The organism is Nostoc sp. (assembly GCF_036916655.1).
Classification (GTDB): domain Bacteria; phylum Cyanobacteriota; class Cyanobacteriia; order Cyanobacteriales; family Nostocaceae; genus Nostoc.
This window is the reverse complement of sequence record NZ_JBALFY010000099.1, coordinates 110,087-129,405: the sequence shown is the minus strand read 5'-3', so window position 1 is coordinate 129,405 and position 19,319 is coordinate 110,087. Positions and strand designations below refer to the sequence as shown.

The window sequence follows — 19,319 nt, the reverse complement described above, 5'->3', positions numbered from 1 at the left end:
CTACAAATGACAAAAGACAAATGACTAATGACAAATTAAAAATGACAAAGGACAAATGACAAATGACAACAGTTAAAACATACCTTCCTTCTCAAGCAACCCTTGAGCGTGAGTGGTACATAGTAGATGCCACCGATAAACGCCTCGGTCGCCTCGCCAGCGAAGTCGCCCAGGTATTGAGAGGCAAAAAGAAACCCGAATATACGCCTCATCTAGATACAGGTGATTTCGTAATCATCATCAATGCCGAGAAAGTAGCAGTTACAGGCAAAAAGCGCACTCAAAAGCTTTACCGCCGCCATTCTGGTCGTCCCGGTGGGATGAAAACCGAAACTTTCGCTAAACTACAAGACCGCATACCAGAGCGGATTTTAGAACAAGCTGTTAAAGGTATGCTACCTAAAAATAGCCTCGGTAAGCAGTTGTTCACCAAGCTGAAAGTTTATGCTGGGCCTACGCATCCCCATGATGCTCAAAAACCTAAAGAACTAAAAATTAGTACAATTCCTGGAGAAGAAAATTAATGGTAGTAGCAGATGCTAATAGCGGTCGCGCCGTATACTGGGGTACTGGCCGCCGTAAGAATGCGGTAGCACGGGTACGCTTGGTTCCAGGCACTGGTCAACTGATTGTGAACGGTAAAGATGGAACCTTGTATTTCCAATTTAACCCTAACTATCTGGGAGTCATTAAAGCACCACTGGAAACTCTGGGATTAGAAAACGAATATGACATTTTGGTGAAAGCAGAAGGCGGCGGCTTGACCGGACAGGCTGATTCTGTTCGTTTGGGAGTTGCTCGTGCTTTGTGCCAACTAGACCCAGATAACCGCCCACCTTTGAAAACCGAAGGTTATTTGACTCGCGATCCCAGAGCAAAAGAGCGGAAGAAATATGGTTTACATAAAGCTCGGAAAGCGCCTCAGTACTCTAAGCGTTAGAAATTGGGCAAGTGGGTATGGGGCATCTCCCCACTCCCCACTCTGTAGCTGCAATTGAACGCTGAAAGTTATAATTTATATAGATTCATCACAAAAAGAACAATGGCTAAAGCTGATATTCACCCCAAGTGGTATCCAGATGCTAAAGTTTACTGCAACGGTCAAGTTGTTATGACCATTGGCTCTACCAAGCCAGAATTGCACGTAGATGTTTGGTCTGGAAATCACCCATTTTACACCGGTACTCAGAAGATTATTGACACTGAGGGTCGAGTAGAGCGCTTCCTCCGTAAGTACGGTATGAGCAGCACTCAAACATCTGGCGACGAACAAGACAAAAAGTAGCGAGTTGGCTCTGCTGTTAACGACGGCCCTGCATCAGCTGGGTCGATTTTCATTTATATGCTCGAGCCAATTTGTTATTTTTTTAAGGAGCGATCGCACTCGTCATGGCTGAATCATACTTACTGGACAAACTAAAATCCGTTGAACAAACTTTTAATGAATTAACCCGTCGTCTTGGCGACCCCGATACCGCTAGCAATCCTGATGAGTATCAAGAAATTGCTAAGTCTCGTTCTTCTTTGGAAGAGGTAGTTAATACTTATGAAATTTGGAAAACAGCCCAAGAAGACTTAATCGGAGCGCGTCAGGTTTACAAAGAATCTGCAAGTGACCCAGAGTTGCAAGAAATGGCATCACTGGAAGTAAAGGAACTTGAAGAAAAAATCGAACATTTAGAGTCTCGCTTGAAAGTCTTACTGCTACCACGCGATCCCAATGATGAAAAGAATATCATGTTGGAAATTCGCGCTGGCACTGGTGGCGATGAAGCAAGCATTTGGGCTGGCGATTTGATGCAGATGTACACCCGCTATGCCCAGACTCAAGGTTGGAAAGTTTCTCTAGTGAGCGAATCTCGTGGAGAAATGGGTGGCTGGAAAGAGGTCATTTTAGAAATTAAAGGTAATGACGTTTATAGCCAGTTAAAATTTGAAGCTGGAGTGCATCGTGTGCAGCGCGTGCCGGCAACCGAATCTGGGGGACGGGTTCATACTTCCACAGCTACCGTGGCGATTATGCCAGAGGTGGATGATGTGGAAATTCATATTGACCCGAAAGATATTGAAATGACTACAGCCCGTTCTGGTGGTGCTGGTGGACAAAACGTCAACAAGGTGGAAACTGCCGTTGACTTGATGCACAAACCAACGGGAATACGCATTTTCTGTACAGAAGAACGTAGCCAGTTGCAAAACAAAGAACGGGCGATGCAAATTCTGCGGGCGAAGTTGTATGACATCAAGTTAAGCGAACAACAAGCAGCTGTAACTTCGATGCGGCGATCGCAGGTTGGTACTGGATCGCGATCGGAAAAAATTCGCACCTATAATTATAAAGATAACCGCGCTACCGATCATCGGTTAGGTCAGAATTATTCTCTTACCCCTGTTTTGGATGGTGATTTAGAGACACTTATCCAGTCTTGTATATCTCTAGACCAGCAAGAACGTCTCGCGGAGTTAGCGACTTCTGCCGCTAACTAATACCAATTCAATTAATGATTGCAACACATCTTTGGTTGGATAAAGACGCGATGAATCGCGTCTCTACAAATGGTCATACTTTTTGCTGTTAAATCTTCTGTAAAACCACTTGTTCTTCTGTTATTTTTAACACAGGCAGGTGGTTTTCTAATATCGCGTGGAGTGTATCTTCTATTTCACTCGGATCGGATAATGGTAATAGGCAAATTCGTACTTCATAAGGTAATTTAACTTTGCCCATTCCTTCAATGTTTGACAGGTATAAATTAAACTTTCTATTTCTTTTTGCCAACGCGCAAAAATCCTGTAGCTAAAAAAGCTGCTGCATATATTGCCTTTTGCATCCCAGTAGGAAATACACACTTGATGTTTCAGAAGGTGGATTTTTTTGATTTGCTTAACATCGTAGCCTTTAACTTTTAAAGCTTCTTTAGTTTCTGCGTCAGAAATGTTCCACTGTTCTGGTTTAATTTTATTAGTGGCTATAAAGTTTTTACCTTTGCGGCGATATTGGTTAATTTTGCGTGGCTTGCGAAACATGATGCACCTTCGATATTATTTCTTCGCAGCAAAGTTGAACTACTAGCTGAAGCGCCGTAGCAAACTAAGTTTTTTGGGTTGGTTAAAGATAGATGGGTTAGCCTACTAGCTTGATGCCTGTAGTTGCTGATTTACAACCAGAGATATAGTTTAATACTAAAACACAAGGCTGTCAATATAAAAGTAAACTTGTAATATTGAAAGTAGACTTGTAAATAAAGTTGGCTAGCTATATAAGCAGTGAAGATCGAAAGCAAACAAAAACTGATTGAGATCATTAAACTAGCTCGCGGTTCAATGAGTCAGCGAGCATTTGGTAAGCTTTTGGGGGTATCTGCTACTGCTGTTCAGATGTGGGAAAAAGGTGTGAAGGTTCCAGATACGGAGAATTTGGCTCAAATCGCATCAAAAGCAGGCTACACAATGGAAGAGTTAATTAGCTGCATAGATGGTAAACCAATTCCAGAAACTTCAGATTTGAGTCTGATTCTTAGACAAATCCAGCACATGCCTTTGGCCCAAGTGGCTCAAATCGTCCAAGCTGCGGCAGATAGATTGGCTGCGGTGGCTGAAGCATCGGGGGATGAGGCGAAGGCAAGTTGAATATTAAAATAATTCGTAATTCGTAATTAAATTTTTTTAACTAGCTCGTGGTTTCTTGCTGTCAAGATTCAATATGGACAAACCTTTTTTGTATGACCAAGATTTCTATGGCTGGACACAGCAGCAGGCTAAAGCGTTAGAACAGAGGCTAGTTATGGAACTAGACTGGCAACACCTGCAAGAGGAAATTCAAGCTTTGGGGAGACAGGAGTATCGGGAACTCGTGAGTCGTCTGAGTGTATTACTTGGTCATCTCTTGAAGTGGGAGTATCAACCCGAACAACGCTCTCGCAGTTGGTTTTTAACAATTCGAGAACAGCGCCGCGCCATCCATAGGCATTTGCGACAGAACCCTAGCTTAAAGTCTCGAATCGAAGAAGCTTTGTTAGATGGCTTTGAAGCGGGAGTTGATTTGGCGCTACGAGAAACTAACTTACCATTACGAACTTTTCCAGAACATTGCCTATATTTATTTGATGATGCGATCGCAGACAATTTTCTGTGCGATACTTGTCAAGACTGGGAAGGATAATTATTACCTTTTTCCTTACGATCATTTTTTATTTGGAGACAAGTTATATTTGTCAATAAATAATAGAAACTAGCTTTTCAAAATCTTGAAAATCACAGCTTTGCTGTTTTTGAACATCTTGAACATATATATTGTAGTACAGCTTATTTTCTTGAAATTTGAAGAAAGAGCCTACTATGGGCAGCTGCTCGCCTTTAAGTCTGAAAACTATTCTGTTAAGTTTATATTTTCCATATTGATTAACAAGATAAATAAAACTATCAAAACTTCCATTTACAGCTTTTTCAAATTCTAGTAGATTTTTATCTAATTTATTAGAACTTTGCAAGATTAAAGCTGGTATATCTTCAAGATTATCGAGAGTATTACTCATAAATACTCCATCTTTTTTGATATAAGCAATAATTTGGTGATAATTGTATAAAATACCAATCTCAGAACAAGATTTTTTGAGGTATCTTTCAATCTGCTTCTCATGATTCCGTAAGTTTTCTTCTTCTCGCTTGACTTCCACAATCATTAGAGGAGGAGAATATGGTTTAAAATACTCATTTTTTACAGTTTTATACAATTCTATATCATGATAATCACATTCCACTTTGATATCAATTTTGCCTGGAAATAACCCACTTTCATTTACCAAAAAGTAGATAAACAATTGTCTAACTTTTTCTTCTGGTCGTCCATCTAGAACAATTTCCCTGCCTTTAATCAAACACTTTGTATATTCTGCATAGTTTCTCTTATATATATTTAGTTTTCTAGATATTTCTTCACTTAAGCTAGTCATAGATAGTTAGGTTTATTTATCAACTGGTTATTGGGACGCAATGTTATTGCATCCCTTATTATTTACCATGCAATTTAAAATTGCTTTCTGTCTATTTTTCTCCGAAAAAGCTTAAAATTTTAGTAACTAATTCTGCCCAATACTGTCCTGCTTTAATCTCTAAAAATGTATTTAAGCTTTGCTCACTTTCAAGTTCGTGTTTCAATGTCTTACATACGTTCTTTGTATAGGTTTCACCTGGAAGCTGTACCTTGCCTTTCTCGTTAATTAGAGCCGTCCAAAATTCAGAATCTTCACTTTGAGGTGATAATTTTCTTATAGCTTCATATTGTATTTCTACACCTACTTCACTTATAAAATTGTCATAAAATGAGTTGAATTGTATGACTAATTCAGGGATAAATGTTTTTAAAGATTCATTTGCAGATGTAAGCTCATTAAGGATATTTTCTAATTCTTGTTTTAGTTCTTTGGTAAACTTCTTCAACATTTCATCTTCATTTCTTCCCTCAGCAATAACCCTCATATCGTAATATATATCTATATTCTTTGGATCATAGTAACCGAAGTTTCTATGGATAGCATGTTTAGTGTTCCATGCCTTAGGATGGATACGATAATCTTCAACATATTTAGTAACAAAACCTTTATCTGTACCTTGGTCTTTATAATTAAAACTTTGTACTCTTTTACTTAAATCCCGTAGATCCTTTATCTTCTTAATAGCATTTTCAATTGCCTTGATTTCTGCCCCTGTCAAAGCATCACCATTTTTTATTTTCGTAAAGTTTTCTTGGATATTCTTTATTTCGTCCAATAAAATATTTCGCCTACGTTTTACTACACCCACTATAGCTTCGATAAATTCATTTTTATCTGCCTGTACATCTTCTTGATCGTAAATTTCATTTAACTTGAATATATCATCACGGTAGTACCTTAAAGCATCATAGAATAAAATGTTTTCTAAGAAAAAATCTAAATTCAAACTCCTGAATGTAGCTTGAACTTCTTCTTTTCTGATTTGAATTCCTGTATCATAATCGCCATCACATCCATTCACTTTTTCAGGTTCATTTTTGTGAGGTAATACTAAAGTTACGAATCTATGATGAAAATCTTTGGATTTAGATGTAAGGTGATAACCTATTAATTTAGTAATATTAGCTTCAGGAGCATTAGAAAAGGGAGTTACAAAGAGGCAGATGGTATCCTGATTCTCAATATATTTCTGCAAGTCTTGACGAATTGGATTTTCATCAAGTCCTTTAGTATCCACAACTGAATCGAACTGAGACAAATTTGAGTCAGATAAAACATTATAGCTCACAGAAAGATATATTTCTCTTGGAATAGCAAACTCTTTTAACTCGACATTATTGATTGCAGCGAAGGTATTTTTGATCCATTCTTGCTCACTTTTTTGATTATCAAATTCAATTCTATTCGTGGTTCGACATTCAAGCTTTGCATTATTCAATGCCAACCTTTTTAGTTCATCTAACCCTAGTTTCTCAAATTCTTCCTTAGCAGGATCAATTATTTCAGTTTTCTTCTTATCCCCATCATAAATTGTTTTATAGCGTAACTTCATTTCTATGATATTCCTAACAGCCCTTTCAAGTTCTTTAGAAATAATTATCTTCTGATCTGGTTGAGGATTATCTTTATTTGCAATATACTCGCAAAATTCAAAAATAATATTTTCCATTTCATCAACTGTATAAGGCTCTATCTCTATGTAAGTTTTTTCAGATGGTTTGACATTTACTTCACATATAGTAGTTCTCCCTGCACCCGTTGATAATAACTCTTTAGTTTCGGTTACATCTTTAGTTTTACCACCAATAGTCTTAGAAATATTGAAGTCGCTTATTAAATTAAAAAGGTGACAAATAGCTGTCGTCTTCCCTTGACCAATAGTACCTATGAAAACAATTTTATATTTTTCTATACTAAGAATTTTTTCAATTTCATTTAACCGTTCTAGCTTGGATTTAAGGTTATTAATGCAAATATGATTAGCTATATTAATCTCAGAATGACCTGAAATTTTATTTATTTCCTTGCTCAAATCTTGTTTCAAGGATGCAATCTCTTCTTGCCACGTTATCGTCAACATACTGTTTACCCTATTTCGATGCTTAATTACTTGATATTTACAGTATGCCCATTATGCTTGAATATCTAACAACAGCCTCATAACACTACCAACCCCTTCTGTAGCGAGCCTTTAGCTACTTGGTGATGAGCAAAGCGATCGCTAATTTTGTTTGAGTTCGAGGTTCTGCTAGAAATACATAACACCTACACAAACTAAGCCCGTCTGCGTGGACTCCAGCAAGTTGAAACCCACGGTGGTGGGTTTTGTCTGTATAGCTGCGATTTCTAATCGCCAGTGATAGGGTATTTTACTGGCAGTTAAGGAATAAATGGTTTTAAAATGGTGCAATCTGAAAATATTGAGGGTGCAGTTATGTCACTACGCAATGAGCCTTTAGATTGGCAACTTGAAACCAATAATCCTTATATACCAGTTTATCATCAAGGGAATTTGGTGGGATTTTTTAAACCAGAATATGCCAGTGAAATTATTAAAATTTTAAATGAAGAAGAAGTTTTAAAGAAAGCACTGAAAATGGCTTGCACTGATTTAATTAAAAAAATCGGTGGCGATACCAGAAAAGTCAATTATTTAATGGAAAAATATGTAAAAACTAGTGAGCGTCCGAAGCATGGAACTAGAGCGATCGCCGTTTTACTTCAGGATAGGCAAAAAGAGCTTGATTTAAGTAACCAGGAGTTTGCTAAATTCTGCGACACCTTTAAATTATCCCCTACCGAACTGAATAATATTTATGCCGGAGAAGCATTTGATGATAGTTTATTAGCACCCCTTTCACGTATATTAGGGATAGCAAAAGAGCAATTGCTGAAAGTGCGAGATGGTTGTGAATAACAAAGTAACACATGAACAGCAAATCAAAATCTTCAAATGAACTAAATTTGTGAAAACAGACATCATCTTTTATCGCCTGTTTCAAGAATTTCCTGATATCTTCTTTGAACTTATTGGTAATCCGCCAGAAGAAGCTAGCCTTTATCAGTTCTCATCAGTTGAAATCAAACAAACAGCCTTCAGAATCGATGGTGTATTTCTGCCTACACAAGGAAGTGAGAACCCGATTTACTTTGTTGAAGTGCAATTTCAAGCTGATGGGGAAATTTATTCACGGCTAATTGCAGAAATATGTTTATATCTCCGTCAGAATCAACCATCAAATGATTGGGGTGCTGTGGTTTTATACCCAAACAGGAATGTAGATACAGGCGATATCAAACATTACCGTGAGTTTTTCACAAGTGGGCGCGTCAGGCGCATTTATTTGGATGAATTAGGTGAAGGTGCATCGCTTCCAATTGGCATTGCAACTGCTAAATTAGTAATTGCAACCGACGATATGGCGATCGCACAAGCAAGGGAGTTGATAGACAGAACTAAGTCAGAGATAAGCTCACCACCAAAACAGCAGCAATTATTACAATTTATAGAGACTATTTTGGCTTACAAGTTTCCCACAATGAGTAGGGAGGAGATGGAGCAAATGTTTGGCTTAAGCGAGTTAAAGCAAACCAGATTTTATCAGGAAGCCTTTCAGGAAGGTGTTGAACAAGGTATTGAACGAGGTAAGGTTCAAGGCATTGAACAAGGTAGGGTTCAAGGCATTGAAGAAGGTAAACTCAAAGCAGTACCAGCAATGTTAGCAGCCGGGTTGACTGTAGAACAAGTAGCACAGGCGCTAGATTTGAGTGTCGAAGAAGTCAGACAAGCCGTGCAGTAGGATTCTTCTGATCAAGGAGTAGAGGAATTGGTAGACTACAACATAGGAACTAGAAGTTTCAAAGATACAAAAATTTATCAAGAAGCATTTGAAGAAGGGCGTTTGGAAGGTTTACGGCAATCAGTACCTCGTCTATTAGATTTAGCGTTAACTATTGAGCAAGTTGCGGAGGGATTAGGTTTAACTATAAACCAAGTTCAAAACGCGAAACTCTATCATGATGGCATCCAAATAGGGGAGCGTATAGCCAAATTAAAATTAATACCCACCTTGTTGAAATTGGGGGTGACAGTGGAACAAGTAGCTGAGGCATTTGATTTCAGTGTCGAAGAAGTCAGACAAGTAGCACAAAGTCAGCCTTAAGATAGATGTGGTAAATTTTATCCGTGGCTTAAACCAAATTTGCTTTGCGGCTTACAAACTTGATCACGACGAATTTATAGTTAATTTTTGTTAATATTAGAGGCGGTGTTAGTACTTCGTCCTCAACCACCCACTCCCTACCTGAGAGAAACTTAATGCTGCGACTAGAACATATAAGTAAAATTTATCCCACAGGCGAAGTTCTCAAAGATATCAACTGGGAAGTTAAACCAGGCGATCGCATTGGCTTAGTCGGTGTCAACGGTGCTGGAAAATCTACCCAACTCAAAATCATCTCTGGGGAAATTGAACCCACCGCAGGCGAAATTATCCGTCCTAATAGCTTACATATAGCTTACCTCAACCAAGAGTTTGAAGTAGACCCCACCCGCACCGTTAGAGAAGAATTTTGGACTGTCTTTAAAGAAGCCAACGAAGTCCAGTTATCTCTGGCGCACATACCACAAGAGATGGAAACGGCTAACCCAGACGAACTGGATCGACTGATCGACAAGTTGGATCGGTTGCAGCGCAAATTTGAAGCCTTGGATGGCTACAACTTAGATGCACGCATCGGGAAAATCTTACCAGAGATGGGGTTTGGGCTAGAAGATGGCGATCGCCTCGTCAGTGCCTTCAGTGGTGGTTGGCAAATGCGGATGAGTTTAGGTAAAATTCTCCTCCAAAAACCCGACTTGTTGCTGCTGGATGAACCGACTAACCACCTAGATTTAGAAACCATTGAGTGGTTAGAAAATTACCTCAGAGGGCTGATTACGCCGATGGTAATAGTCTCCCATGACCGGGAGTTCCTTGACCGTCTCTGCACCCAAATTGTGGAAACTGAACGTGGCGTTTCTAGTACCTACCTTGGTAACTACTCGGCATATTTGGAACAAAAAGCCGAAAGTCAATCAGCACAACTGAGTGCTTACGAACGCCAGCAAAAAGAATTAGAGAAACAGCAAACTTTTGTTGATAGATTTCGCGCCAGTGCTACCCGCAGTACCCAGGCAAAAAGCCGGGAAAAGCAACTCGATAAAATCGAGCGCATTGAAGCACCCGTTGGTGGTATGAGAACTCTACACTTCCGTTTTCCCCCTGCACCGCGCAGTGGACGCGAGGTAGTGGAAATTAAAGATTTAACTCATCTTTATGGTGATAAAATCTTGTTTTTGGCAGCAAATCTGCTAATTGAAAGAGGCGATCGCATTGCTTTTCTTGGCCCCAATGGTGCTGGAAAATCTACCCTTCTGCGCGTAATTATGGGTATGGAACCACCCACTGAAGGTAGTGTTCAATTAGGCGATCACAACGTTATTCCCGGTTACTTTGAGCAAAATCAAGCTGAAGCTTTGGACTTGAAGAAAACTGTCATGGAAACTATTCATGATGAAGTTCCCGACTGGGATAATCAAGAAGTCCGCACACTTTTGGGACGCTTCTTATTTACTGGTGATACAGTATTTAAGGCAGTTGGGGCATTAAGTGGAGGAGAAAAAGCTCGTCTGGCGTTGGCAAAAATGCTCTTACGTCCAGCGAACTTACTAATTTTAGATGAGCCGACAAACCACCTAGATATTCCAGCAAAAGAAATGCTGGAAGAAGCACTGAAAAATTATGATGGTACGGCAATTGTAGTCTCCCACGATCGCTACTTTATTTCTCAAGTAGCTAATAAGATCGTCGAAATCCGTGATGGTGAATTCCGGGTTTACTTAGGAGATTATCATTACTATCTCCAGAAAATTGCCGAAGAAAAAGAACAGGCAAAATTAGCTGCAATAGAAGCCGAAAAAGCAGCAAAAAAAGCTGCTAAAGCTTCCGCGAAAAGGAAATGAGAAACTAGAAAAGGGCTTAGTAGTAGCGCCAAAATACTACTACTAAGTAATCACTCCTTATTAGCGTTCTCAAACATCACAGAAAAATTACTAAAATTTAAAAAATCTTTTAAAAAGCTGCAAGTTCTTCATAAAAGAAGTTAATAAGCAAAAATTCACTTGCAGCGTGGATTAGCAGTGGTATCATTCGGGTATTACAAAAAGTAAAGGGCAATTTTACTATGACCAAAGCACCTGTTGCTCCTGTGGTGCTAGTCATTTTAGACGGATGGGGCTACTGCGAGGAAAAGCGAGGAAACGCTATTGTTGCTGCTAAAACTCCCATTGTGGACAGTTTATGGGCAGCTTATCCGCATACCCTCATCCGCACATCAGGAAAAGCCGTAGGGTTGCCAGAAGGTCAAATGGGCAACTCGGAAGTAGGTCATTTGAACATTGGTGCTGGGCGAGTTGTACCGCAAGAACTGGTACGCATCTCCGATGCGGTCGAAGACGGTTCTATTGCCTCCAACCCAGCACTTGTCAAAATTTGCCAGGAAGTTCGTTCTCGGAATAGTAAGCTGCATCTAGTCGGGCTTTGTTCTGAGGGAGGGGTACATTCACATATCACCCATCTATTCGGACTACTTGACTTAGCCAAAGACCAGCGAATTCCAGAAGTTTGTATTCACGCGATCACCGATGGTCGTGACACCGCCCCAAAAGAAGGGGTAAAAGCGATCGCACTGCTGCAAGATTACATAGACCGCGCCGGAATTGGGCGCATAGTCACCCTCAGCGGTCGCTACTACGCGATGGATCGCGATCACCGCTGGGATCGGGTCAAGCGCGCCTACGACGTGATGACCCAAGATGGTGCAGGTGGCGATCGCACTGCTGTAGAAGTCTTGCAAGCATCTTACGCCGAAGGGGTAAAAGATGAATTTGTCAACCCAATTAGAATTGCACCCGGCGCAATAGAACCAGGGGATGGGGTGATATTTTTCAACTTCCGCCCCGATCGCTCCAGACAATTAACTCAAGCTTTGGTTAGTCCCACATTTAACGGTTTTGAAAGACAGCAAATCACACCGCTATCTTTTGTTACCTTTACGCAGTATGATTCAGACTTACCCGTGGCTGTAGCCTTTGAGCCGCAGAATCTCAGTAACATTCTGGGAGAAGTCATAGCCAATCATAGTTTGAATCAGTTCCGCACTGCCGAAACCGAAAAATATGCCCACGTCACCTATTTCTTTAATGGGGGTCTGGAGGAACCTTTTGTTGGAGAAGATCGGGAACTAGTAAGCAGCCCGATGGTAGCAACTTACGATCACGCCCCAGCGATGTCAGCAGTAGCAGTTACAGATGTGGCGATCGCAGCGATTCAAAAGGGTACGTATTCCTTAGTTGTGATTAACTATGCTAACCCAGACATGGTAGGGCATACTGGTCAAGTCGACGCTACCATTACAGCAGTTGAAACAGTTGATCGCTGTTTGGGTCGTTTGTTAGAGAGCGTTATCAAAGCCGGCGGTACAACAATTATTACTGCCGATCACGGCAACGCTGAGTATATGCTAGATCATGGGGGTAATCCCTGGACAGCCCACACCACTAACCCAGTCCCCTTTATCTTGGTGGAAGGCGAGAAAGTCAAAATCCCTGGATACGGTACAAATGTCGAACTGCGAAGCGATGGCAAGCTATCCGACATTGCCCCCACAATTCTAGAGATTTTACAGCTGCCTCAGCCACCAGAAATGACCGGGCGATCGCTGCTGAAAACAGCAGAATATGAGCTGCAACGTACTCGTACCCCCGTGCAAGTAGGGCTGTAAAATAGTGCTGAGTGCTGAGTTAGGAGTTTTTAGTGAACTCCTAACTTTTGAATTCTGAATTCTGAATTCTGTTTTTTGAAACTTTTTATAAATGAGATTCCTACCATGACAATTAGTAATATCGTGCAAGGCATTTGGGCATTTTCGGCCACTGGTTTGATTATCTTAGTTTTGCTGCATAGCCCTAAAGGTGATGGCGTTGGCGCTATTGGCGGACAAGCCCAGCTATTTAGCAGCACCAAGAGTGCAGAAAACACCTTAAACCGAATTACTTGGGCGTTGACAGTAATTTTTCTCGGTTTAACAGTAGTTTTAAGTGCTGGTTGGCTGCCTAAATAAGGATAGGTAAATGGGGAAAATAACCCAACACCCGATACTTAACACCCTAATAAATTTAATTTCACGACGGTTAATTGTAGCTCTTGCCTTGTTTCTTGGCACAGGGCTATTAGTCGTTTTTACTAATATCGAGTCGAGTGATGGGTTTACAATAATACCAGAATATGTATATTCGGATTTAAGAATCTCTCTACCCTCATCTTCCCCAAAACCCCATCCCTTACCGCCCACACTTGCACAGTGGCAAGATAACACTAACAGTGGTGACTACTTTTCCCAAGTCAAAACAACCCAAGTTGGTTATTTAGTCTGGTCGCAATTTCCCATTCGAGTTTATGTAGAACCACCAAAAGCCATCAACGAAAAACAGGCTCAAGTATGGGTTAACGGTGTCTTGCAGGGTGTACAAGAATGGAGTACTTATTTACCTTTAACAATAGTCGAACAGCCAGAAATTGCTGATATTACGATCGCGCGAAAAGCGCCACCTCTACAAATTTCCCCTGGTAGTAATATACCCCGTGCGCGATCGGCACAAACTACTTACGAGTTATACACCAGCAACAAAGTTTTATCCCACCGCTTCACCATCTTGTTAAGTCCTAGCCAAACAGGTGAGTATCTCATTGCAGCAGTCCGCCACGAATTTGGCCATGCGTTGGGAATTTGGGGTCATAGTCCGCTACAAACTGATGCCTTATATTTTTCTCAAGTTCGTAACCCACCGCCTATTTCTCCCAGAGATATAAATACTCTAAAGCGGGTTTATGAACAGCCAACTACTTTGGGATGGTCTTTAGTGGATAATTCAGCGACTTAATTTTATGGTGTTGCTGAGTTAAAATATGAATATGTTTTATATAAAAAATCAAAATTTAAGATTAAGGCAACCAATTTTTATCCAAAATTTGCTCTAAGGTATAAGCACATAATTCAGGTAAATTGGTTAAATTTGTTTTAGCTTTAACATAATCTAAGGCATTGCTATAAATTATGCTGAAATTCTCCTCTAAATGATTGCGTAAATTGGCACTTAAATCTTCATTTAGTTGGTTCCGAAAACTAATAATTTCCGCCGCCCAATGATTAGCATTTCTTGGCTTTTCTAAATCCCAATATTGATAAAGTAATAAATGTCTAATAATCTGTTCTAATAAACTTCTTACTCGCCTTTTTTCATTTTTAGCCAAATCTTCCAATTCTTCTATTAAGTTTTCATAGTCAATGTCTGCTAATTGTCGATTTTTAAGACATTTAATAGTCTCTTCTAACCATTGCAGGTAATTGGATTCATATAATGTTTTTATGTCGATGATTGCAGTCATTTTTTGATTTTGTAGCTTTAATTTACTATTATTTATTATTTCATGTTAACGAATTTATTAATTTTTGCCGATAATTGCCCAGAAAAAACATACACAGCACCCATAAGTTAAGTCAGAAGATATCCAGCGACTGCCAGAAGAACAAGCAAGCAAAAGTTCTACCCTACCGTCTGTCAGTCAATCCAAGTCTCTCGCTGTTCTCCCTGAATAGACTGTACAATTCCAAACCTTTCCTCAATTTTGCGTGGCAGAGTGTATATCCCAAAGATGTAAACGCAATCTTCTTCTGGTTGATTTGTCAAAACACGAACTCTGGCTTCGTTATCTTGTAAACGCTCTATGAAAATAGATGCACAAATTTCAACATCTTCAGGAATCTCATATACTTCCTTGAAAAAGGTGAATCTCTTCTCCAAACTATTTGCAATTTGGTCAATAAAGTTTTGTTCGGGTAACAGATTTGTGAAGCAATAAACGTATGTTCGGCAGCACTTTCCATGTTCTAGCTGCTCTAAGTCAGGGATATTTATCACCTTTATCTGACTTACGTGATACTTCATTTTTTTAACTTTAGATAGCCTTGTAAAACTGGTAAGAGAATTCTTAGTTAGGTATTTGTATTTTACCCGATCGCACTCATTACCATCCTAAGATTTAGAGTGCGATCGCACTTCTTCCCTTTCCTTACGCTCTACGACTTAGCGGTAGAGGTCGCTGTGCTAAAACTCCTTTATAAAGTTCTTCCAGCAGACTAATATTTTTACTCAGGGTATAGCGGTCTAATACGCGCTGTCTAGCTTTTTGCCCCAGTAGCGTTGTTAACTCTGGATGGTCTTGCAACACTGGTAAGAGAGTTTTTAATTGCGATCGCGCTGTTTTGGTACTAATAACGACACCTGCGCCCTTTTCCAAGACTTCTCCATCTGCACCCACATCTGTTGCTAAACAAGCCAACCCACATGACATTCCTTCTAACAGAGATAGGGATAAACCCTCTACCAATGAAGGCAAAACAAATACATCTGCGCCCCGCAAAATTTCGATGCGTCGGTCTTCATCAGCGACAAATCCCAACCAGATAATGCCGTATTCTGAACCAAAAAACGGCTCTAAGGAAGACTTCAAAGGGCCGTCGCCAACAATTAGCAACTTAGTACCAGGCTCCATTGCCGACTGCTTCCAAGCGCGGAGGAGGGCTTCGACATTTTTCTCTGGCGCTATTCTACCCTGATAGACAAACAAGCGATCGGCTTTAAATTCTGTTTTAATTTGAGAAAGTCCTGGAGAATACTTAGCGGTATCAACACCGTTGGGAATTACGGCAATATTTTCTTCCCGCACGCCCATCCCTGCTAATAATTCTCGCTGAATTTGGGAAAATACAATCACGCGATCGTAGTTAACTAAAAAAGGCGCGTAGAGCTGATAAGCCAAAAGTTGTGTTCCCGATACCAGCTTTGCTCCTTTGCCAGCAAACGGTGTGTGAAAAGTGGCAACTAAGGGCAACCTCAGTTCCTCACAGATTTCTGGTAGAAAAAAGTCTAGAGGAGATAAGGTCAAGGAAGCATGGACTACATCTGGTTTGATTTCCCGCAGTGAATCGGTTAAAACTTTGGTGGCTTTAAAAGTAGGAATCGTGTAAACCTGGGACTTGTAAATGAAAGGTAGGGAAACCTCTCGAAGATTTGGCCAATTATCAGGTTCAGACTCTTCCTGGGCGAAGTGAAGAAAGCTAACTTGATGTCCCCTATCTAGCAAGGCATTTGTAATTTCTCGACTGTAGGTAACATTGCCGCAAAAGGGTGATTTTTTTCCAATCCAGGCTATACGCATTCTTTATTTAGCTGTAAGAAAAGCGGGTTTAATGTATTACTTGTGTGTCCTTTGTGATTTTTCTTTTATCTAGCTATACTTGCTGGTTTTTTTATTTATTAAAAATTTCCACAAATTTCTACCAGTTTAAAAAGCTTATTGTCAGCTGATTAAACCAGTGGATTGATGGCTTTATTTATTTTAGTTATAAGTTGTTAATTTTTGATATTTCAACAACTTATTCTGACTAATGTCAGATTCATATCCGGCAAGTATGTGATAAATTTTCACTGGAAACAGTTTACCATGAACGCAAAATCTTTAAGTAAATATTAATTACTTCAAGGTAATGAATAATAACTTCTGTTAGCTGATAACTACTTGTGCGAGTTATACCAGGTTAATATACCTCCTGAAAAGACGATCGCAGCTAATCCCAAAAAAACTACCTGTAGTCCCAGAAAGGTTTCTGCGACACCAGCTAATGCTAAAGGTAAGGAGAGAGCAATATTAATTACATTGTTCTGCAAGCCAAAAACTTTACCACGCATTTCTGGAGGTGTTTCTGTTTGGATGGCAGTTTGCATCGGGATTCCCACTAGTGCCCCAAAGATACCTAAGAGCGCTACCAGTAACAAGACTAGCCACAGTTGAGTTGTAAATACTGATAGACCAATCAGGGATGCTGCCATACCTATACAGCCGTACAGACTTAGCTGAGTATAGGAAAAGCGTTGACCAAATTGACCGAGAATTGTTGCTCCCGCCGCGATACCAACACCGCCAGCTGCTAGTAAAAAGCCGAACTGGGAGGCTTTCATGTTGGGAATTATTTCTGCCATCCGAACGGCTAGAACAGTTAATGCTGCAAAGACAGAAAACAAGATAATCAATTGAAGCAAAGCATTGCGGACACGATGATTTGCTTTGAGATAGGCAAAACCGTCTCGCAAATCAGAGAATACGTGAGGAAATTCTGTATCGGGGTGGTGGTGTTTTTCCTTAGTTGCCAGGAGGAACAAAATTAGTCCAGCGATCGCATAACTGCCACCTACTAAAAGTTCTTTGCCTAAACTACCACTACCACCAATTTGCAGCCAGAGTCCATCCGCGATCGCTAACAACGGTTCTCCAACGGCAAACCCAACAATCACCGATGCCATCATCGTTGTTGTGTAAAGCGAATTAGCCGAGAGTAAATGCTGTTCTTCTACGATTAAGGGAATTGCCGCCTGTTCTGCCGGGGCAAAAAACTGTGTCAGTGTGGAAACTAAAAAAGTCACACCCAAAATGATTACAAAACCCACTGGCAGCACTCCTATGGGTTTCCAATCATGAGTCAACCACATCAACAAGGGAATTGACAAAACCAAAATGCCGCGCCAAATATTCGTTGCTACCAGCACAGCCTTTTTCGACCAGCGATCGACAAACACGCCAGCAACGGAACCAAACAATACGGCTGGAATCGTAAAAGCCATCATCAAGACTGACACCCAACCACTAATACTCTGATTGCTTCCTTGAAACTGAGTATTAATCAAGGCAATCATCAGCACCAAATAAACTTTATCTGCCAATTGGGAAAAAACTTGACCACCCCAAAGAGCCAAGAAATTAGGGTTTTTTAATACAGGTAAAAATCCCTGCTGTTTTACATTCCCTGCAATAGCTTCTCCACCTGAACCAGATCCATCTAATTGCAGTGGTTCTTTTTCTGCGATCGCGGCTACTGGCAAATTATGCCCATTGCTAGCGCCGTTATTATCTACCTCAGCAGTGGTTAATTTGTCCTCAGATTGTGTTTCTGATTGACTTGGAACATCAGTTTTTGGGATTTCTGCTGTCCAACTTTGATCGTTTTTAGAAACATCTTTTTGGGACATTTCTTGGCCATTTATTTGACTAAGTGTACATTTAGAAACAGCACTTAAGTGATTCCTGACTGTCGGATCTGATACCCTATTCTGTTTTTTGACGAGGCTTGGTGACAAAGGCAGGATTTTTTTATCCAAATCAGACGGTTGCATCATGGTTGGCAGCAAAATAAGAGTCGATTAAGGTAGCAGAGCGAATAGGGCGGCCTAATTGATACTGAGCATACTGGCGCAAAGTCTGCTCAACAGATAACCAGTGATGATCTCTAGCACCATCAATTTGCCTTATCTCTGGTTGTGATAGATGTTGAAGCAAAGCCAGTTCCATAGCACCCAAACGACTAGAAATTACAGGTATTTCTTGCCGATGCACAACAACTGTTTGGGTATTGGGCGTTGGGGATGGTGGGGCCCCCTCTGGGGATAAGAGGTAAGGGGCATTGGGCATGGGGAATTGGTTATTAATCTCCCTCTGCCCCTCTGCTCCCCTGCCCCTCTGCCCCTCTGCTCCCCTGCCCCTCTGCCCTTCTTTTCGTAAACGTTCCCTAGCTTCTAAAGAAACCGTTCCACCCGCAGGGATACTAAATCCTACCTGCCAGTTGGGGTTTGTAAAGTCTGGTTTGAGGGGGTGCTGAGATAGGCAACAGATTTGCACTTGTGGCGTTAGTCCTGCTAAGGCTAAAAGATGAAATACACCATGAGCCAGATGAGCTAAAACACCAGATGGATTTGCACTAGACACCATCTCCAAACGATGAAGATGTTCATTGAACAAATCATAAAGTTCTTCTTGGGGTTGTTCGCTCAAAGCTTCACATAGAACTATTTCTGCTAAATATTGACTGGCGGCCAGTTTTCCCAAATCTTTAGCTAAACCAGGATAAGTTTTTAAAGTCTGTGCTTGAGTAATTTTATCAAGCGATCGCCCTTTGGCAATCAATAGTTCATTCACAACGAACATCCCACTCCTACCGCCCAGGCTGGAGTTGTGCTTACGTGACCCTGGAGCCACGGCTCGAATCAAACCGAATTCTCGCGTCAAAATCGTCACTATTTTATCCGATTCTCCTAGCGCCTGGGTTTTAAGATTAATACCAGTTGCTTTGTAGGTTCTACTCATTATTAATTAGTAGTAATTAGCCATTGGT

At 40.5% G+C, this 19,319-nt stretch carries 20 protein-coding genes and 1 pseudogene; 13 read left to right on the top strand and 8 right to left on the bottom strand.

Annotation, left to right across the window (positions count from 1 at the left end):
* The first annotated feature begins 62 nt into the window (after positions 1-62).
* The 4 genes from rplM to prfA all read left to right on the top strand — a co-directional run bounded on the left by rplM (position 63) and on the right by prfA (position 2,487).
* Positions 63-524: a 50S ribosomal protein L13 gene (gene rplM, locus V7L31_RS26710; RefSeq protein WP_334699056.1), complete on the top strand. Its 462-nt coding sequence runs from the start codon at positions 63-65 to the stop codon at positions 522-524.
* Positions 524-940 (top strand): 30S ribosomal protein S9, encoded by a 417-nt coding sequence (gene rpsI / locus V7L31_RS26705; RefSeq protein ID WP_104906415.1) that lies wholly within the window; start codon positions 524-526, stop codon positions 938-940. Before rplM ends, rpsI begins: the two co-directional genes overlap by 1 nt.
* Positions 941-1,042: 102 nt before the next feature.
* Complete coding sequence (gene rpmE, locus V7L31_RS26700) at positions 1,043-1,285, top strand: 50S ribosomal protein L31 (RefSeq protein ID WP_069070756.1); 243 nt, start codon at positions 1,043-1,045, stop codon at positions 1,283-1,285.
* A 104-nt stretch (positions 1,286-1,389) separates the two neighbouring features.
* The gene (gene prfA, locus V7L31_RS26695; protein ID WP_163927947.1) at positions 1,390-2,487 is read left to right on the top strand and encodes a peptide chain release factor 1; all 1,098 of its coding nucleotides are present in this window, start codon (positions 1,390-1,392) and stop codon (positions 2,485-2,487) included.
* A gap of 88 nt (positions 2,488-2,575) precedes the next feature.
* Here prfA and V7L31_RS26690 read toward each other — a convergent pair.
* Positions 2,576-3,027 (bottom strand): annotated as a pseudogene (locus tag V7L31_RS26690) (hypothetical protein).
* A gap of 240 nt (positions 3,028-3,267) precedes the next feature.
* Here V7L31_RS26690 and V7L31_RS26685 point away from each other — a divergent pair.
* On the top strand, positions 3,268-3,630 hold the full coding sequence (locus V7L31_RS26685; protein WP_104906418.1) for a helix-turn-helix domain-containing protein: 363 nt from the start codon (positions 3,268-3,270) through the stop codon (positions 3,628-3,630).
* A gap of 73 nt (positions 3,631-3,703) precedes the next feature.
* The gene (locus V7L31_RS26680) at positions 3,704-4,162 is read left to right on the top strand and encodes a DUF29 domain-containing protein (protein WP_334699055.1); all 459 of its coding nucleotides are present in this window, start codon (positions 3,704-3,706) and stop codon (positions 4,160-4,162) included.
* A 52-nt stretch (positions 4,163-4,214) separates the two neighbouring features.
* Here the strand turns inward: V7L31_RS26680 and V7L31_RS26675 are convergent, their stop codons facing one another.
* Both V7L31_RS26675 and V7L31_RS26670 read right to left on the bottom strand, forming a co-directional pair.
* On the bottom strand, positions 4,215-4,952 hold the full coding sequence (locus V7L31_RS26675) for a type I restriction enzyme HsdR N-terminal domain-containing protein (RefSeq protein ID WP_334699054.1): 738 nt from the start codon (positions 4,950-4,952) through the stop codon (positions 4,215-4,217).
* A gap of 91 nt (positions 4,953-5,043) precedes the next feature.
* Complete coding sequence (locus V7L31_RS26670) at positions 5,044-7,074, bottom strand: hypothetical protein (RefSeq protein WP_334699053.1); 2,031 nt, start codon at positions 7,072-7,074, stop codon at positions 5,044-5,046.
* Between the two features lie 354 nt (positions 7,075-7,428).
* Here V7L31_RS26670 and V7L31_RS26665 point away from each other — a divergent pair, with 354 nt between their 5' ends.
* The 7 genes from V7L31_RS26665 to V7L31_RS26635 all read left to right on the top strand — a co-directional run bounded on the left by V7L31_RS26665 (position 7,429) and on the right by V7L31_RS26635 (position 13,977).
* Positions 7,429-7,911, top strand: coding sequence for a hypothetical protein (locus tag V7L31_RS26665; protein ID WP_099101143.1), 483 nt, complete (start codon positions 7,429-7,431; stop codon positions 7,909-7,911).
* 49 nt (positions 7,912-7,960) lie between these two features.
* Positions 7,961-8,794, top strand: coding sequence for an Rpn family recombination-promoting nuclease/putative transposase (locus V7L31_RS26660; RefSeq protein ID WP_334699051.1), 834 nt, complete (start codon positions 7,961-7,963; stop codon positions 8,792-8,794).
* 27 nt (positions 8,795-8,821) lie between these two features.
* A complete protein-coding gene (locus V7L31_RS26655; protein ID WP_334699050.1) occupies positions 8,822-9,157 on the top strand; it encodes a hypothetical protein in 336 nt (111 codons plus the stop codon).
* A 155-nt stretch (positions 9,158-9,312) separates the two neighbouring features.
* Positions 9,313-10,998 (top strand): ABC-F family ATP-binding cassette domain-containing protein, encoded by a 1,686-nt coding sequence (locus V7L31_RS26650; protein ID WP_334699049.1) that lies wholly within the window; start codon positions 9,313-9,315, stop codon positions 10,996-10,998.
* Between the two features lie 221 nt (positions 10,999-11,219).
* Complete coding sequence (gene gpmI / locus V7L31_RS26645; RefSeq protein ID WP_334699048.1) at positions 11,220-12,818, top strand: 2,3-bisphosphoglycerate-independent phosphoglycerate mutase; 1,599 nt, start codon at positions 11,220-11,222, stop codon at positions 12,816-12,818.
* Positions 12,819-12,923: 105 nt separating this feature from the next.
* Positions 12,924-13,157 carry a preprotein translocase subunit SecG gene (gene secG / locus V7L31_RS26640; protein WP_179066611.1) on the top strand — a complete coding sequence of 78 codons (234 nt, stop codon included), beginning with the start codon at positions 12,924-12,926 and terminating at the stop codon, positions 13,155-13,157.
* A gap of 10 nt (positions 13,158-13,167) precedes the next feature.
* On the top strand, positions 13,168-13,977 hold the full coding sequence (locus V7L31_RS26635) for a peptidase (protein ID WP_334699047.1): 810 nt from the start codon (positions 13,168-13,170) through the stop codon (positions 13,975-13,977).
* Between the two features lie 61 nt (positions 13,978-14,038).
* Here V7L31_RS26635 and V7L31_RS26630 read toward each other — a convergent pair whose 3' ends face one another.
* The 5 genes from V7L31_RS26630 to recO all read right to left on the bottom strand — a co-directional run bounded on the left by V7L31_RS26630 (position 14,039) and on the right by recO (position 19,291).
* Positions 14,039-14,482 (bottom strand): DUF29 domain-containing protein, encoded by a 444-nt coding sequence (locus V7L31_RS26630; RefSeq protein WP_334699046.1) that lies wholly within the window; start codon positions 14,480-14,482, stop codon positions 14,039-14,041.
* 173 nt (positions 14,483-14,655) lie between these two features.
* On the bottom strand, positions 14,656-15,042 hold the full coding sequence (locus V7L31_RS26625) for a hypothetical protein (RefSeq protein ID WP_334699045.1): 387 nt from the start codon (positions 15,040-15,042) through the stop codon (positions 14,656-14,658).
* Positions 15,043-15,166: 124 nt separating this feature from the next.
* On the bottom strand, positions 15,167-16,315 hold the full coding sequence (locus tag V7L31_RS26620) for a glycosyltransferase family 4 protein (protein WP_334699044.1): 1,149 nt from the start codon (positions 16,313-16,315) through the stop codon (positions 15,167-15,169).
* A 356-nt stretch (positions 16,316-16,671) separates the two neighbouring features.
* Complete coding sequence (locus V7L31_RS26615; RefSeq protein WP_334699086.1) at positions 16,672-18,324, bottom strand: MFS transporter; 1,653 nt, start codon at positions 18,322-18,324, stop codon at positions 16,672-16,674.
* Positions 18,311-19,291: a DNA repair protein RecO gene (gene recO, locus V7L31_RS26610; protein ID WP_334699043.1), complete on the bottom strand. Its 981-nt coding sequence runs from the start codon at positions 19,289-19,291 to the stop codon at positions 18,311-18,313. The genes V7L31_RS26615 and recO overlap by 14 nt, the downstream gene beginning before the upstream one ends.
* Between the last annotated feature and the right edge of the window lie 28 nt (positions 19,292-19,319).